This window comes from Pseudoxanthobacter soli DSM 19599, assembly GCF_900148505.1.
Lineage (GTDB): Bacteria > Pseudomonadota > Alphaproteobacteria > Rhizobiales > Segnochrobactraceae > Pseudoxanthobacter > Pseudoxanthobacter soli.
The window spans coordinates 1,018,958-1,032,450 of the sequence record NZ_FRXO01000001.1; the positions used below are offsets into that span (position 1 = coordinate 1,018,958).

Consider the following 13,493-nt stretch of genomic DNA (forward strand, 5'->3'; position numbering starts at 1 on the left):
GCGATGGTGAGTCCTTGCGAATATCACCTCGAAATGGCCTGTTGTTGGCATATCATGCCAGCAGGAACGGTCCATTTCGCCAGGAGATGCCAATATTGAAGCTCGATGCCATCGACCGCCGAATCCTCGCCGCGCTCCAGCGAGACGGCCGCCTGACCAATGTCGAACTCGCCGAGGAAGTCGGCCTCTCGCCGTCGCCCTGCCTGCGGCGGGTCCGGATGCTGGAGAAAGCGGGCGTAATCCGCGGCTACCACGCCGCACTCGACCGGGGCGGTATCGGCCTCGGCTTGACGGTGTTCGTCGGCATCAAGGTCGAGCAGCATCGCGACGAGGCGGCCGCGGCCTTCCGCGAGGCCGTCCAGTCGCTGCCGGAGGTGATTTCATGCCATCTCGTTTCCGGCGAGGCCGATTTCCTCCTCCAGGTCGCGGTTCCCGACCTCGCCGCCTACGAGCGCCTGTTGCTCGATGCGCTGCTCAGGCTGCCGGGCGTGAGCGACATCCGCAGCAATTTCGCCATCCAGACGGTGAAGGCAGCCGGGGCGTTACCGCTGGACCACCTGCCTGCCGCGACCGGGCCTCAGACACCCTGAGGTGAGAGCGGCCGCGTCGGTTCGAGTGCGATCTCGGAACGCACCCGACCGTCCGGCCCGGACGGCCGGAGTCAGCCGATTCGAGCACCGCCTGCGGCATCGAACAGGTGCAGCTTCGAGGGGGCGCCGCGCACATGCACACGCTGGCCGGCGGCGATATCGGCCGCGCGCGGGCATTCGACGGTCAGCATCCTCGTATGCCCGACCTCGACATAGGCATAGGTCTGACTGCCGAGCCGCTCGGCGACCGCGATCTCGCCGGCGAACCACGCCTCGTCCGGACCGCAGAGTTCCAGGTCCTCCGGCCGGATGCCGGCGACGAGATTCTGTCCCTCCCGCAGGAACGGGCGCACCGCGTCGGGAAGGGCGACGGTCGCGCCCAGCATGGCGAGCGAGCTTCCCTGCCCCGCGACGGTGGCCGGCAGCGTGTTCATGGTCGGGCTGCCGATGAAACGCGCGACGAACAGCGTCGCAGGACGATGGTAGAGCTCCAGCGGCGCCCCGATCTGCTCGACGTGGCCGGCATTCATCACCACGATCCGGTCGGCGAGCGTCATCGCCTCCACCTGGTCGTGGGTGACATAGACGGTGGTCGCCTTCATGCGGTTGTGCAGCTTGGCGATTTCGAGCCGCATCTCGACCCGCAGCGCCGCATCGAGATTGGAAAGCGGCTCGTCGAACAGGAAGGCCGCCGGCTCGCGCACGATCGCCCGGCCCATGGCGACGCGCTGGCGCTGCCCCCCGGAGAGTTGCGACGGGCGGCGGCCGAGAAAGTCCTCGATCTTGAGGATGCCCGCGGCGTGAGCCACCCGGCGGCCGATCTCGTTCTCGTTCGCGCCGCGCATCTTCAGGCCGAACGACATGTTCTCCTCGACGCTCATATGCGGATAGAGCGCGTAATCCTGGAACACCATGGCGATGTTGCGCTCGGCCGGCGGCAGGTCGTTCACCCGGGCGCCTGCGATATCGAGATCACCGCCGGTGATCTCCTCCAGCCCGGCGATCATGCGCAGCAGCGTGGACTTTCCGCAGCCGGACGGACCGACCAGCACCAGGAACTCGCCGCTCTCGATCTCGAAATCGATGCGGCGGATCACTTCCACGTCGCCATAGGCCTTGCGCACGCCCTTCAGAGCGATCGCTGACATCCCGTTTCCTCCAAGGTCGCCGTTTAGGGCTTGACTGCATTATCGTTATCATTATCGATAATGATATTCCGATCCTGTGGCAACCCCCGCTCACAGCCGGCAACCCGCGATCTGGTCCGTCCGCATGGTGTATCTTTCCGGCAAGTCAACGAGCAGGTCGGCGGGCCGCCCGCCCAAGGCCAGCACCGCGTTCAACGCATTGAAGCGCGACATCATGCTCGGCACGCTGCCGGCGGGTGCCGGTCTGACAGAACTCGACCTCGCCGCCCATTTCGGCTGCAGCCAGGGCACGGTGCGCGAGGCGCTGCTGCAGTTGCAGGAGGAAGGACTCGTCCACCGCCGCGGCCACCGCGGCACCCAGGTGTCGGATTGCACCGAGGACGAGGCGGCGGAAATGTTCCGCCTGCGCGACCACATCGAGAGTGCCGGCCTGCCCCGCACGATGGCGGCGCCGAGCCGGACGCTCATTCCCGATCTCGAGGCCATGCTGGGCGACATGCTGCGGGCGGCGGAAGCCGACGACGAACTCCAGCTCGCTGCGATCGACCGGGATTTCCATCGCCGCATCCTGCAGGACGCGCGGCTTCCCGCGCTCGATCCGATCCTGCATCGCTGCCTGATCCACAATCACCGCTTCAAGATTTCCCGCAGCCTCGGCGTCCGCAACCTCACCGCGACGGCGATGCGCCATCGCACCCTGATCGACGCCATCGCCGGCGGCGACGTCGCCGCGGCCAGCGCGGCCATGCGGCACCACATCGCCACCATCGTCGATCTCGGGCCAGAGCTGTTCCCGGGGTCGAATCAATGAGCGCGCGCGGAGACGGCTCGACCGATCCCGGCATCCTCTCACCGGAGATGCGCGCCCTGCTCGACGCGGTGGCGGCCGAAACGGGACCGGTGCCGGACGGCACGCTTCTTCCGCCGGCCGAAGGCCGCGCTCTCGCGGCGCGGACCAATGCCCGCTGGAACGTGGATCTGCCGCCGATGGCTGCCGTGACCAATGCCCGCGTGCCGGCCAATCCCGCACTCGGCTCGGCCGAGGTGCCGCTTCTCATCATCACGCCGCCGGATGCCGGCGCCGGAACGATCCTCTACGTCCATGGCGGCGGCTTCGCCTTCTGCAGCCCGCAGACCCACGAGCGTTGTGCGCGCGTGCTCGCGCTGGAAGCCGGCATGACGGTCGTGCTGCCGGATTATCGGCTTGCGCCGGAGCACCCCTATCCCGCAGGGCTACTTGACGTCGTCGCCACCTTTCGCGCGCTTGCCGCGGGAACGGTGGCGTCCGTCGCCCCCGCGCCGCTGCTGGTGTCCGGCGATTCCGCCGGCGCCAACCTCGCGCTCGCCGCGATGCTGCACGAAGAGCGCGAGGGGCGCCCCCTGCCCGACGGAGGGCTGCTGTTCTACGGCAACTACACGGCCGACCTCTCGGGCGAGGCCTACGTGCGCTTCGCCGAGGGGCCCGGGCTCACCACCGCCCGCATGGGCCGCTACTGGTCCTGGTATGCCGGCGGACGCGCGCTGAACGGTGATCCCCTCGCCTGCCCCCTCGATGCCGGCGATGCCGCGCTTGGCGCTCTGCCCCCGCTCTATCTGATGGCGGCCGGCGTCGATCCGCTGTTCGGGGACACGGCGCGCCTCGCCGCTCGCCTCGCCGCGCTCGGACGCGACGACCGCTTCGACATCGTGCCGGGCGTCGTCCACGGCTTCCTTCAATACACCCGCGACCTCGCTGCCGCCCGCGTGGCGCTCGCTGCCGCCGGGCGCGCCGCGCGCGGCTTCTTCGCCTGAGCCAACAGACCATCAAGGCCGAAAACGGCCATTCACACGGGAGAAACGACCATGAAGAGCCCGACGCGCTTCGCGCGCCTCAAAAGCCTCGCAAAGGGTCTCGCCGTCGCGGCGGCCGTTGCGACCGGCCTCGCCGCCGGCACCGCCAGCGCCGAGACGGTCCGCTTCTGGTACCATTTCGACAATCCGGCCAATCCGATGTCGGATCTCGTTGCGAAGTTCGAGAAGGCCAATCCCGGCATCAAGATCGAAGCCGAGAACGTTCCCTGGAACAGCTACTACGACAATCTCTATACGGCGCTGATCGGCGGCAATGCGCCGGACGCGGCGATGGTCAAGCTGTTCGCCCAGCCGCGCCTCGTCGAGATGGGGGCGCTTGAGCCGATCGGCGACCGCATCGACGCGTGGCCGGGCAAGGCGGACCTGCTCGACAACCTGCTGACCCTCAACAAGGGGCCGGACGGCGTGCAGTATTATCTGCCGGTGCAATATGTCGTGCTCTATCTCTATTACCGCACCGATCTGTTCGCCGAAGCCGGCCTGAAGCCGCCGGCGACCTGCGACGAGTTCCGCGAAGCGGCCATCAAGCTCACCCACGCGCCGGAGCGCTACGGATTCGGCCTGCGCGGCGGCAAGGGCGGCTGGGACCAGTGGGGTTCGTTCGTGTTCTCGCGCGGCGCGAAGTTCAAGGCCGGCGGCCTGACGACGCCCGAGGCGGTCGCGGCCAACCAGTGGGTCATCGACCTGTTCCAGAAGGACAAGGTAATCCCGCCCTCCGCCCCGAACGACGGCTTCCAGGAGATCATCGCCGCCTTCAAGTCCGGCAAGACCGCGATGACGATCCACCACATCGGCTCGTCGAAGGATCTCGTCGCTGCGCTCGGCGACAAGGTCTCGGCCGTGCCTGTGCCGCGTTGCGGCGAGGGTGAGGACGGCCGCTGGACCTCCTATGGCGACGAGTCGCTGGCGATCTTCTCCTCTTCGACCGTCAAGGATGCGGCTTGGAAGTGGATTTCGTTCCTGGCCGAAGGCCAGAACAATGTCGACTTCAACAGCGCCACCGGCCAGATGACGGTCACCAAGTCCGGCGCCAAGGACTGGAAGCTGCACGAGCGCCGCTTCGTCGACGCCACCATCGAGTCGCTGCCGTTCGCCCACGTCCTGCCGGCGACGTCCGCGACCTCCGAATTCGTCAACACCGCCTGGCAGACCCAGATGCAGCGGGCGCTGACCGGGCAGATCACCTCGCAGCAGATGATGGACGAGCTCAACACGCTGTTCACGCAGTGACGCCGTCGGACGGCGCCCGGGCGAACCGGGTGCCGTCTCTCTCCTCCGCGCGCCGCTGTCACCGACATGCCCCTTGCGCGCGCCCCACGGCGAGAACCTGAAGAGACCGCCATGTCTGCCGCCTCAACGATACCCGCGTCCGGGCCGGCCCGCCCGCGTCCAACCGCTCCGGTCCGCAAGGCCGTGCCGTCCTGGCGCAGCGCCCGGGTCACGCCCTACTGGCTGCTGGCGCCTGCCGTGATCGTCACCGCCGTCATCGTGTTCCTGCCGATGGCGCAGGCCGTGGTGACGAGCTTCTACGATCTCGTGCTGTTCCGGCCCAACGCCAGCCGCTTCGTCGGCTTCGGCAACTACGTCAAGCTCTGGGCCGATCCGGTGTTCTGGGTGGCCTTGTGGAACACGGTGATCTGGATCGGCCTCACAGTGCCGTTGCAGATGGGCCTCGGCCTCGTCACCGCGATCCTGCTCAACCGCGAATTCCCGTGGCGGGGTCTCGCCCGCGCGCTCGTCATCATTCCCTGGGCGCTGCCGAGCGTCGTGATCGCGCTGATGTGGCGCTGGATCTACGACCCCAACACCGGCGTGCTCAACGACCTGCTGGTCTATCTGTCGGTGGTTCAGTCGGCCGTTCCCTGGCTGGCCGATCCGCATGTGGCGCTCTACGCCATCATCGCGACCCTCACCTGGCAGGGCTTCCCGTTCTTCGCGGTGATGATCCTCGCCGGCCTTCAGGGCATTCCGAGGAGCCAGTACGAGGCCGCGGCCCTCGATGGCGCCTCGGCCTGGCGCCAGTTCCGCCACGTCACGCTGCCGGGCATCATGCCGGTGCTCGCCACTGCCGGGCTGCTGCGCGTGATCTGGGTCGCGAACTCGATGGACGTCATCTTCGTGATGACCGGCGGCGGCCCCGGCTACTCCACCCACACCCTGCCGCTCTACGCCTTCATCAAGGCGCGGCAGAACCTCGATTTCGGCTACGGCAGCGCGCTCGCCGTGACCTTCACGATCCTGCTCGGGGCCTTCGTCGCCGTCTATCTGGCCCGCACCATGCGCGAGGTGGAGAAATGAACCGCCCGTCCACCCTGCGCCGCATCCTCACCACCGACCTGCCGGTGGCCGCCATCGTCCTCTTCGCCATGGCGCCGTTCGCCTGGATGGTGCTGACCTCGCTCACCCCCTCGGCGGAGATCGCGGCGAGCGGCGTGTCGCTGTCGCCGTCGGGCTGGAGCCTCGACAACTACGTCCGCCTGTTCGAGCAGACCTCGTTCCTGAAGAACATGCTCGACAGCCTGATCGTGGCGGGCGGCACGATGATCGTCGGCCTCGCCGTCGCGGTCAGCGCGGCCTATGCGTTCTCCCGCTTCCGGTTCGTCGGGCGCCGTTTCCTGATGCTGCAGTTCCTGCTCATCAACATGTTCCCGGTCGTGCTGCTGATCCTGCCGCTGTTCGTGCTGATGCGGCGGCTCGGCCTGCTCGACACCCATTTCGCGCTGATCCTCGCCAACGCCACCGTCGCGATCCCCTTCGCGGTGTGGATGCTGACGAGCTATGTCGGCGCCATCCCGAAGAGCCTCGACGAGGCGGCGATGACCGACGGCTGCTCGCGGCTGACGACGCTGCGGCGCATCGTGCTGCCGCTGATGATGCCGGGCATCATCTCCACCGGCATCTACATCTTCATCACCGCCTGGAACGAATATCTCTACGCGCTGACGCTCGGCGGGCGGAACGTCCGCACCGTCACCGTCGCCATCCAGACCCTGATCGGCGAATACCAGATCGAATGGGGTCTGCTCGCCGCCGGTGCGGTCGTCGGCGCGCTGCCCGCCACACTCCTCTTCCTCATCGTCCAGCGCCGGCTCATCGGCGGCCTCACCCAGGGGGCGGTGAAGGGCTGACCGCGCTCGGCTCCCACCGACCCCACGACGGACCATACCCAAGGACCTGTGTCATGAACCCGATCGGGTTGATCTCCATGCAATATGCGAGGCCGTTCACGGCCGAGCATTTCCCGCTCTTCGCCACCATGCGCGAGCACGGCTACGACTTCGTCGAGCTGCTCGTGCCGGAAGTCGGCGAGATCGACGCCGCCGCTGCCCGCCGGGCACTGGACGAGGCCGGGCTCGGCATCGTGCTCGCCGCCCGCGTCAATCTCCAGCGCAACCTCGCCTCGGCGGATGCCGACGCCCATCGCGCCGGCATCGAGTACCTGAAATACACCGTCGATCAGGCGGTCGCCCTCGGCGCCACCGTCGTTGGCGGGCCGCTCACCGGCAATCCGCTGGTGTTCGCCGGCCGCCCGCCCCAGCCGGTGGAGGAAAGCGAGCGTCTCGCCCGCAAGCAGCGGTGCGTCGACGGGCTGCGCGAGGCCGGCGATTACGCGGCGAAGGCCGGCATCGTCCTCGCGGTGGAGCCGCTCAACCGCTTCGAGAGCGACGTGCTCTGCACCACGCAGCAAGGCCTCGAGTTGCTCGATGCAGTCGATCATCCGGCCGTCAAGCTGATGCTCGACACCTTCCACATGCACATGGAGGAGAGTTCGATCGCCGAAGCGATCCTGCTCGCGGGCGATCGTGTCGCCCACTTCCAGGCCAACGAGAACCACCGCGGCTTTCCCGGCACCGGCGCCACCGACTGGGTCGCCGTGTGCCGCGCCCTGCATGAGATCGGCTACACCGGCCCGATCTCCCTCGAACCGTTCCGCCGCCGCGACGACCGTTTCGGCGTGCCCTTCGCCCAGTGGCGCGCGCCGCACGAAGACGAGAGCGACCGCCTCTCGGCCAGCGTCGCCTTCATGAAGTCGCACCTCACGCTCACGGAATACCGTCGATGACCCTCAAGATCGGTTGGATCGGCTGCGGCGTCCATGCAACGCAGATGCTGCTTCCTCAACTCGTGCGCCACGATGTGCAGATCGCGGCGCTGTGCGACATCGATGGCCAGCGGCTCGCCGGTGCGGGCCGGCAGTTCGGCGTCTCCAATCTCACCACCGATGTCGAGACGCTGCTCGCCACTTCCGGCCTTGATGCCATCGGCATGGCGGTCGGCCCCGACCAGCACCTCGCCTTCGGCAAGAAGGCGCTGGAACGCGGCCTGCCCGTGTTCATCGAGAAGCCGCCGGCCGGTACCGCCGCAGGCGCGCGCGAACTGCTCGCCGCCTCGGAGAAGGCCGGCAAGCCCGTGCTGGTCGGCTTCATGAAGCGCTATTCGGTCGGCAACAGGATGGCGGCCAATATCGTCCGCTCCGGCCGCTTCGGCGACGTTCTCGGGCTCACCGGCTATTACATGACGGCACCGGGTTACTTCGCCGGAAACGTCGATTATACCGGCTTCTTCCTGCACCACTGCGTGCATTACATGGATCTCGTGTCGTTCCTGGTCTCGCCGGTGAAGACGCTGTCGGCCCGCAAGGTCGAGAAGACACCCGGCCGGGTGCTGTTCCACGTCGGATTCGAGTTCGAATGCGGCGCCATCGGCAACATCGCGATGGGCACCATACAGTCCCGCGGCACCCCGGTGGAGCGGATCGAACTGATGGGCGACCACCAGCGCATCGAGGTCGACGATGTCATCGAGATCCGGTGGCACCGAAACCCGCCCTTCAAGATCGACGACCCCGGCGCGACGCTCGACGACGCGGTCGACAGCCTGACCTGGAAGCCGAACTTCACCGCGGCGGCGAACGAAGACCCGAAAGGCTACCATTCGCTGCTCGCCGACGTGGTTCCGGCCCTGTGCGGCGAGGTAACGCCTGCGCCGACCATCGCCGACGGCGTCGTCGCCATGGACCGGCTGGAGGCCCTGCGCCGCGAACTCGATCTCTGAGCGCTGCCCGGTCGCCAGCATCGTCCCGTCGAGACGCACCGGCGCGGCTTCCAGAGCCTGAGCACAACGATCCGCACCGGCGGCCGACGCCGCCGGTTCCATTTCCAGTTCAACCGCCCGGCGGCCGTGCTTCGATCTCGCAAGACGAAACGCGGCCGCGCCTGTATCTGACGTCCATGAACGACGAAGCACCGCCGCCTCGGCACACTGTCGAGGTGGCGGTGTTTTCGCCTGAAGCCTGAAGCCGAATAACGACGCCCGTTCTGCCGTACTTGTTGAATTTCGCTCAATAAGCGCGTCAGCAAGACGCTGCATCCTGCGGTACTCCACATCGCTGAATTTTGACGTGACTACATGGATCCGGGATCTCCGGCGCTTTTGATCCCGGAACACATCGTCGCCCGTGGAAATGATCGCGTAGGGTTGGGGCCGTACGCGCGATGTCGTTATGGCGGCACACGGCCACCGACCGGACGTTCATCGCAGGATGGTTGACCCATGGGCGCGTCTCGCAGCTCCCGCGCGGCACAGAAGGCCAAAACCCGCACCGCCCTTGTCGAAGCGGCGCGGGCTCTGCTGGAAGCGGGCCAGCAGCCGACCTTGCAGGAGATCGCGGACCACGCCGGCATTTCCCGCGCCACCTCCTACCGGTATTATTCGGACCTGACGGTGCTCTATCAGGAAGCGGCGCTGTCCGGCGTCGTCAGCGGGGTCGAGGCCCTGAAGGCGGAGTTCGCCATCGCACGGCCCGAGGCGTGGGACGAGCACATCGAACTGCTCGTCGTGCGGATCGTCGACATGATGCTCGCCCACGAAGTGCTGTTCCGCTCCTATCTGCACACCCACATCATCGGCGAGGAAAGCAAGGTCCGCGGGAAGAGGCGGCGCGACTGGCTGCACGAAGCGGTCGCCCCCGATCTCGCCTTTCTCCCCGCGGAACTCGCCGAGCGTGTGTTGCATTCGCTGTCGCTGCTGACGGGCGTCGAGACCGTGATCGTCGCACGTGACGTCTGCGATCTCGACGACAGCGGCATCCGCGATCTCTGCCGGTGGACGACCCGCGCGATCCTGAAGGCGGCTCTTGAGGACGCTGGCCTGAACGCGGGGGAGCACGCGAACCCGCGCGCGCCCTGAGCGGGTTCGCGTTCCCCGCGCAAATCGGCGCAGTCTGCATCCGGCACTGCTCAAACCGTTGGCATGCTCAATTCCGCTCCATTAAGATCGAATCGGAGTGGGAGGGATGGTGACATGGCTGAGGGGGCAAGCCCCGGGGAGAACCAGCGACCGGTCATCCTCGAGGCACGCGGCATTACCAAGCGGTTCGGTGCGCTGACCGCGAACGATTCGATCGATCTCACCATCCATCGCGGCGAGATTCACGCCCTTCTCGGCGAGAACGGCGCCGGCAAGTCGACGCTGGTGAAGATCCTCTACGGCGCCCTGCAGCCGACCGAGGGCGAAATCCGCTGGCATGGCGCGCCCGTCGTCATCGCCAATCCGTCCGAGGCGCGCGCCCTCGGCATCGGCATGGTTTTCCAGCATTTCTCCCTGTTCGAGGCGCTGACAGTCGCCGAGAACGTCGCGCTCGGCATGCCCGGCGACCGCACGCTCGCCGACATCACCCGCGAGATCGAGGCGGTTTCGGCCTCGTTCGGCCTGGCGCTGGACCCGACGCGCATCGTCCACGACCTTTCGGTCGGCGAACGGCAGCGCATCGAGATCGTCCGCGCCCTGCTTCAGGACCCGCAACTCCTCATCATGGACGAGCCGACATCGGTGCTGACGCCCCAGGAGGCAGAGCAGATGTTCGCCACGTTGCGCCGGCTTGCCGCGGAGGGCCGCTCGATCCTCTACATCACCCATCGCCTCGACGAGATGCGTGTGCTCTGCGACGGCGGAACGGTGCTGCGCCACGGCAAGGTCGTCGGCCATGTCGATCCGTCCCGCGAGACCGCCAAGAGCCTTGCCCGGCTGATGGTCGGCAGCGAGATCAAGAAGATCGAGCGCAGCCCGGCCTCGGCGGCCGGCGGCCGCATCCGGCTTCAGGTCAAGGACCTGTCGCTGCCGCCGCCGGACATGTTCGGCACGGCGCTGAAGTCGGTCTCGCTCGATGTTCGCGGCGGCGAGATCGTCGCCATCGCCGGCGTCGCCGGCAACGGTCAGGGCGAGTTCTTCGATGCGCTCTCGGGCGAGCGGCGCAGCCCGGCGGCAGCGATCCTCATCGACGGCAAGCCGGCCGGCACGCTCGGCATCACGGAACGGCGCCTGCGCGGCGCGGCGTTCGTGCCGGAGGAACGCCTCGGACACGGCGCAGCGCCGCGCCAGCGGCTTTCCGACAATCTCGTGCTCACGCGCTACGCCACCGCCGGCCTCATCAAGGGCGGCGTGCTCCTGCGCAACACCGCCCGGCAGATGTCGCAGGCCGTGATCGAAGCCTTCGACGTCCGCAAGGGCGGACGCGACCCGGAGGCGGGCAGCCTCTCCGGCGGCAACCTGCAGAAGTTCGTCGTCGGCCGCGAGGTGCTGGCGAAGCCGGGCGTGCTCATCGTCAATCAGCCGACCTGGGGCGTCGATGCCGGCGCCGCGGCCGTCATCCGCCAGGCCCTGATCGACCTCGCGCGGGGCGGCGCCGCCGTGCTCGTCATCAGCCAGGATCTCGACGAGATCCTCGAGATCGCCGATCGCATCGCCGTGATCGCCCACGGCCACCTGTCCGACACCTACCCTGCCGCGGAACTGACGCTGGAGCGCATCGGCCTGCTGATGGGCGGCGCGCACCCCGAGCAGGACACCATGGAGGCGGCCGTTGCGCATTGAGCTTGAGAAAAGGGCCGAGCGCTCGCGCAGGATGGCGCTGCTGTCGCCGGTGATCGCGGTCGTGCTGACCGTGGTGACCGCGGCGATCCTGCTGGCGCTTGTCGGTGTGTCACCGCTCAGCGGGCTCTATACCTACTTCGTCGAGCCCTTCACGAGCGTCTGGAGCCTGGAGGAACTCGCGGTCAAGGCATCGCCGCTGGTGATGATCGGCGTCGGGCTGGCGTTCTGCTATCTCTCCAACAACTGGAACATCGGCGCCGAGGGACAATATATCTGCGGCGCGCTGCTCGGCGGATGGGCCGCGCTCACGTTCGGGCCGAGCGGCGAATGGTGGGTGCTGCCGCTGATGCTCGTCCTCGGCGCGGTCGGCGGCGCCGCCTGTGCGCTGATCCCGGCGCTGCTGAAGGTGGTGTTCGGGGCGAGTGAAATCCTGACGAGCCTGATGCTCGTCTATGTCGCCCAGCTCCTGATCGACTATCTGGTGCGCGGCCCGTGGCGCGACCCGATGGGCTTCAACTTCCCCCAGACCGCCACCTTCGACGAAGCGGCCACCATGCCGCTGCTGCTCGACGGCGGACGGCTTCATGTCGGCGTTCTCATCACGCTGGTCGTGGTCATCGTCGGCGCTTTCGTCCTCAACCGCACCCTGAAGGGCTTCGAAGTGCGGGTGGTCGGTCAGGCGCCGCGCGCCGCGCGCTTCGCCGGCTTCAACGACAAGCGCACCATCATCGCCACCTTCGCGCTTTCCGGCGCGCTGGCGGGGCTCGCCGGACTGATCGAGGTCGCCGGCCCGATCGGGCAGCTGCTGCCGACGATCTCGCCGGGCTACGGCTTCACCGCGATCATCGTCGCCTTCCTCGGGCGCCTCAATCCGGTCGGCATCCTCATCGCGGGCATCGCGCTCGCGGTCACCTTCCTCGGCGGGGAACAGGCCCAGATCACCATGGGCATCCCGCTCGACCTGACCAAGGTCGTTCAGGGATCGCTGCTGTTCTACGTGCTCGCCTGCGACACGCTCATTCTCTACCGCATCAAGCTCGCCCGTCCGGTCGCCCGGGCACCCGAGCCGGTCAAGGTCACGCCCGCGGCGGGCACGGAGGTGTCCAGTGGACATGTTTGAGGCCGTCTTCCTGACCGTTATCACCGCGTCGACGCCGCTCTTGATCGCCGCCATCGGCGAACTCGTCTGCGAGCGCTCCGGCGTGCTTAATCTCGGCGTCGAGGGCATGATGGTGATGGGCGCGGTGTGCGGGTTCGCCGCCACCGTCATGACCGGCTCCGCTCCCGTCGGTGTCCTCGCCGGCATCGCCGGCGGCGTGTTCATGGCAATGCTGTTCGCCGTGATGGTGCTGACCTTCGCCGCCAATCAGGTGGCATCGGGCCTCGCGCTCACCATCATGGGCCTCGGCCTTTCCGGGCTGATCGGAACGAGCTTCGTCGGCCAGCAGATCGGCGCCGTGCCGAAGCTGCATATCCCCGGCTTGTCGGACATTCCGCTCGTCGGTTCGGTGCTGTTCGGCCAGGATGCGTTCGTCTACGCCTCGTTCGCCTTGGTGGCGCTGGTCTGGTGGTTCCTGAACCGCACGCGCGCCGGGCTCGTGCTCAGGGCCGTCGGCGACAGCCACGTCTCCGCCCACGCTCTCGGCCATCCGGTGCTAAAGGTGCGCTTCCTCGCCATCGTGTTCGGCGGTGCCTGCTCCGGGCTCGCCGGGGCCTATCTGTCGATGGCCTACACGCCGTTCTGGGTGCAGGGCATGACGGCGGGCCGCGGCTGGATCGCGCTCGCGCTCGTCGTGTTCTCGTCGTGGCTGCCGGGCCGCGTCGTCATCGGCGCCTATCTGTTCGGCGCCGTGTCCATCCTGCAGCTCTATGCCCAGGGCACGGGGCTCGGCATCCCGTCCCAGCTGATGTCGGCCCTGCCCTATCTTGCCACCATCCTCGTGCTGGTGCTGATCTCGGGTGTCCGCAGCCGGACCGGTGCGCCGGCGACGCTCGGCATTCCCTTCGTTCCCGACCGCTGAGCGGCCTCGCG

13 protein-coding genes are annotated in these 13,493 nt (G+C 67.7%); 12 read left to right on the forward strand and 1 reads right to left on the reverse strand.

Translation table 11 applies throughout. From position 1 onward, the window contains the following. The first annotated feature begins 86 nt into the window (after positions 1 to 86). Positions 87 to 590, forward strand: coding sequence for an Lrp/AsnC family transcriptional regulator (locus BUF17_RS04320; RefSeq protein ID WP_073625885.1), 504 nt, complete (start codon positions 87 to 89; stop codon positions 588 to 590). Between the two features lie 71 nt (positions 591 to 661). Here BUF17_RS04320 and BUF17_RS04325 read toward each other — a convergent pair whose 3' ends face one another. Next, positions 662 to 1,738 (reverse strand): ABC transporter ATP-binding protein, encoded by a 1,077-nt coding sequence (locus BUF17_RS04325; RefSeq protein ID WP_073625886.1) that lies wholly within the window; start codon positions 1,736 to 1,738, stop codon positions 662 to 664. Positions 1,739 to 1,862: 124 nt separating this feature from the next. Here BUF17_RS04325 and BUF17_RS04330 point away from each other — a divergent pair, with 124 nt between their 5' ends. The 11 genes from BUF17_RS04330 to BUF17_RS04380 all read left to right on the forward strand — a co-directional run bounded on the left by BUF17_RS04330 (position 1,863) and on the right by BUF17_RS04380 (position 13,482). Then, positions 1,863 to 2,549, forward strand: a complete 687-nt coding sequence (locus BUF17_RS04330; protein ID WP_073625887.1) for a GntR family transcriptional regulator — start codon at positions 1,863 to 1,865, stop codon at positions 2,547 to 2,549. Next, positions 2,546 to 3,529, forward strand: coding sequence for an alpha/beta hydrolase (locus tag BUF17_RS04335; RefSeq protein ID WP_073625888.1), 984 nt, complete (start codon positions 2,546 to 2,548; stop codon positions 3,527 to 3,529). The genes BUF17_RS04330 and BUF17_RS04335 overlap by 4 nt, the downstream gene beginning before the upstream one ends. Before the next feature lie 51 nt (positions 3,530 to 3,580). Next, positions 3,581 to 4,819 carry an ABC transporter substrate-binding protein gene (locus BUF17_RS04340; protein ID WP_073625889.1) on the forward strand — a complete coding sequence of 413 codons (1,239 nt, stop codon included), beginning with the start codon at positions 3,581 to 3,583 and terminating at the stop codon, positions 4,817 to 4,819. A gap of 111 nt (positions 4,820 to 4,930) precedes the next feature. Further along, positions 4,931 to 5,887, forward strand: a complete 957-nt coding sequence (locus BUF17_RS04345; protein WP_073625890.1) for a carbohydrate ABC transporter permease — start codon at positions 4,931 to 4,933, stop codon at positions 5,885 to 5,887. Beyond that, entirely contained in the window at positions 5,884 to 6,717 is an 834-nt protein-coding gene (locus BUF17_RS04350; RefSeq protein WP_073625891.1) for a carbohydrate ABC transporter permease, read from the forward strand. The genes BUF17_RS04345 and BUF17_RS04350 overlap by 4 nt, the downstream gene beginning before the upstream one ends. A 53-nt stretch (positions 6,718 to 6,770) precedes the next feature. Further along, on the forward strand, positions 6,771 to 7,652 hold the full coding sequence (locus BUF17_RS04355; RefSeq protein WP_073625892.1) for a sugar phosphate isomerase/epimerase family protein: 882 nt from the start codon (positions 6,771 to 6,773) through the stop codon (positions 7,650 to 7,652). Beyond that, positions 7,649 to 8,644: a Gfo/Idh/MocA family protein gene (locus BUF17_RS04360; protein ID WP_073625893.1), complete on the forward strand. Its 996-nt coding sequence runs from the start codon at positions 7,649 to 7,651 to the stop codon at positions 8,642 to 8,644. Before BUF17_RS04355 ends, BUF17_RS04360 begins: the two co-directional genes overlap by 4 nt. Before the next feature lie 498 nt (positions 8,645 to 9,142). Continuing rightward, on the forward strand, positions 9,143 to 9,778 hold the full coding sequence (locus BUF17_RS04365; RefSeq protein WP_073625894.1) for a TetR/AcrR family transcriptional regulator: 636 nt from the start codon (positions 9,143 to 9,145) through the stop codon (positions 9,776 to 9,778). A 114-nt stretch (positions 9,779 to 9,892) separates the two neighbouring features. Beyond that, positions 9,893 to 11,461 carry an ABC transporter ATP-binding protein gene (locus BUF17_RS04370; protein WP_073625895.1) on the forward strand — a complete coding sequence of 523 codons (1,569 nt, stop codon included), beginning with the start codon at positions 9,893 to 9,895 and terminating at the stop codon, positions 11,459 to 11,461. Continuing rightward, positions 11,451 to 12,581: an ABC transporter permease gene (locus tag BUF17_RS04375; protein WP_073625896.1), complete on the forward strand. Its 1,131-nt coding sequence runs from the start codon at positions 11,451 to 11,453 to the stop codon at positions 12,579 to 12,581. The genes BUF17_RS04370 and BUF17_RS04375 overlap by 11 nt, the downstream gene beginning before the upstream one ends. Then, entirely contained in the window at positions 12,568 to 13,482 is a 915-nt protein-coding gene (locus BUF17_RS04380) for an ABC transporter permease (protein ID WP_175563603.1), read from the forward strand. The genes BUF17_RS04375 and BUF17_RS04380 overlap by 14 nt, the downstream gene beginning before the upstream one ends. Positions 13,483 to 13,493 lie beyond the last annotated feature (11 nt).

Excerpts from the sequence above, each read along its gene's own strand:
- BUF17_RS04320 (WP_073625885.1), top strand. The coding sequence starts at position 87 with ATGCCAATATTGAAGCTCGATGCCATCGACCGCCGAATCCTCGCCGCG.
- BUF17_RS04325 (WP_073625886.1), bottom strand. The coding sequence starts at position 1,738 with ATGTCAGCGATCGCTCTGAAGGGCGTGCGCAAGGCCTATGGCGACGTG.
- BUF17_RS04330 (WP_073625887.1), top strand. The coding sequence starts at position 1,863 with ATGGTGTATCTTTCCGGCAAGTCAACGAGCAGGTCGGCGGGCCGCCCG.
- BUF17_RS04335 (WP_073625888.1), top strand. The coding sequence starts at position 2,546 with ATGAGCGCGCGCGGAGACGGCTCGACCGATCCCGGCATCCTCTCACCG.
- BUF17_RS04340 (WP_073625889.1), top strand. The coding sequence starts at position 3,581 with ATGAAGAGCCCGACGCGCTTCGCGCGCCTCAAAAGCCTCGCAAAGGGT.
- BUF17_RS04345 (WP_073625890.1), top strand. The coding sequence starts at position 4,931 with ATGTCTGCCGCCTCAACGATACCCGCGTCCGGGCCGGCCCGCCCGCGT.
- BUF17_RS04350 (WP_073625891.1), top strand. The coding sequence starts at position 5,884 with ATGAACCGCCCGTCCACCCTGCGCCGCATCCTCACCACCGACCTGCCG.
- BUF17_RS04355 (WP_073625892.1), top strand. The coding sequence starts at position 6,771 with ATGAACCCGATCGGGTTGATCTCCATGCAATATGCGAGGCCGTTCACG.
- BUF17_RS04360 (WP_073625893.1), top strand. The coding sequence starts at position 7,649 with ATGACCCTCAAGATCGGTTGGATCGGCTGCGGCGTCCATGCAACGCAG.
- BUF17_RS04365 (WP_073625894.1), top strand. The coding sequence starts at position 9,143 with ATGGGCGCGTCTCGCAGCTCCCGCGCGGCACAGAAGGCCAAAACCCGC.
- BUF17_RS04370 (WP_073625895.1), top strand. The coding sequence starts at position 9,893 with ATGGCTGAGGGGGCAAGCCCCGGGGAGAACCAGCGACCGGTCATCCTC.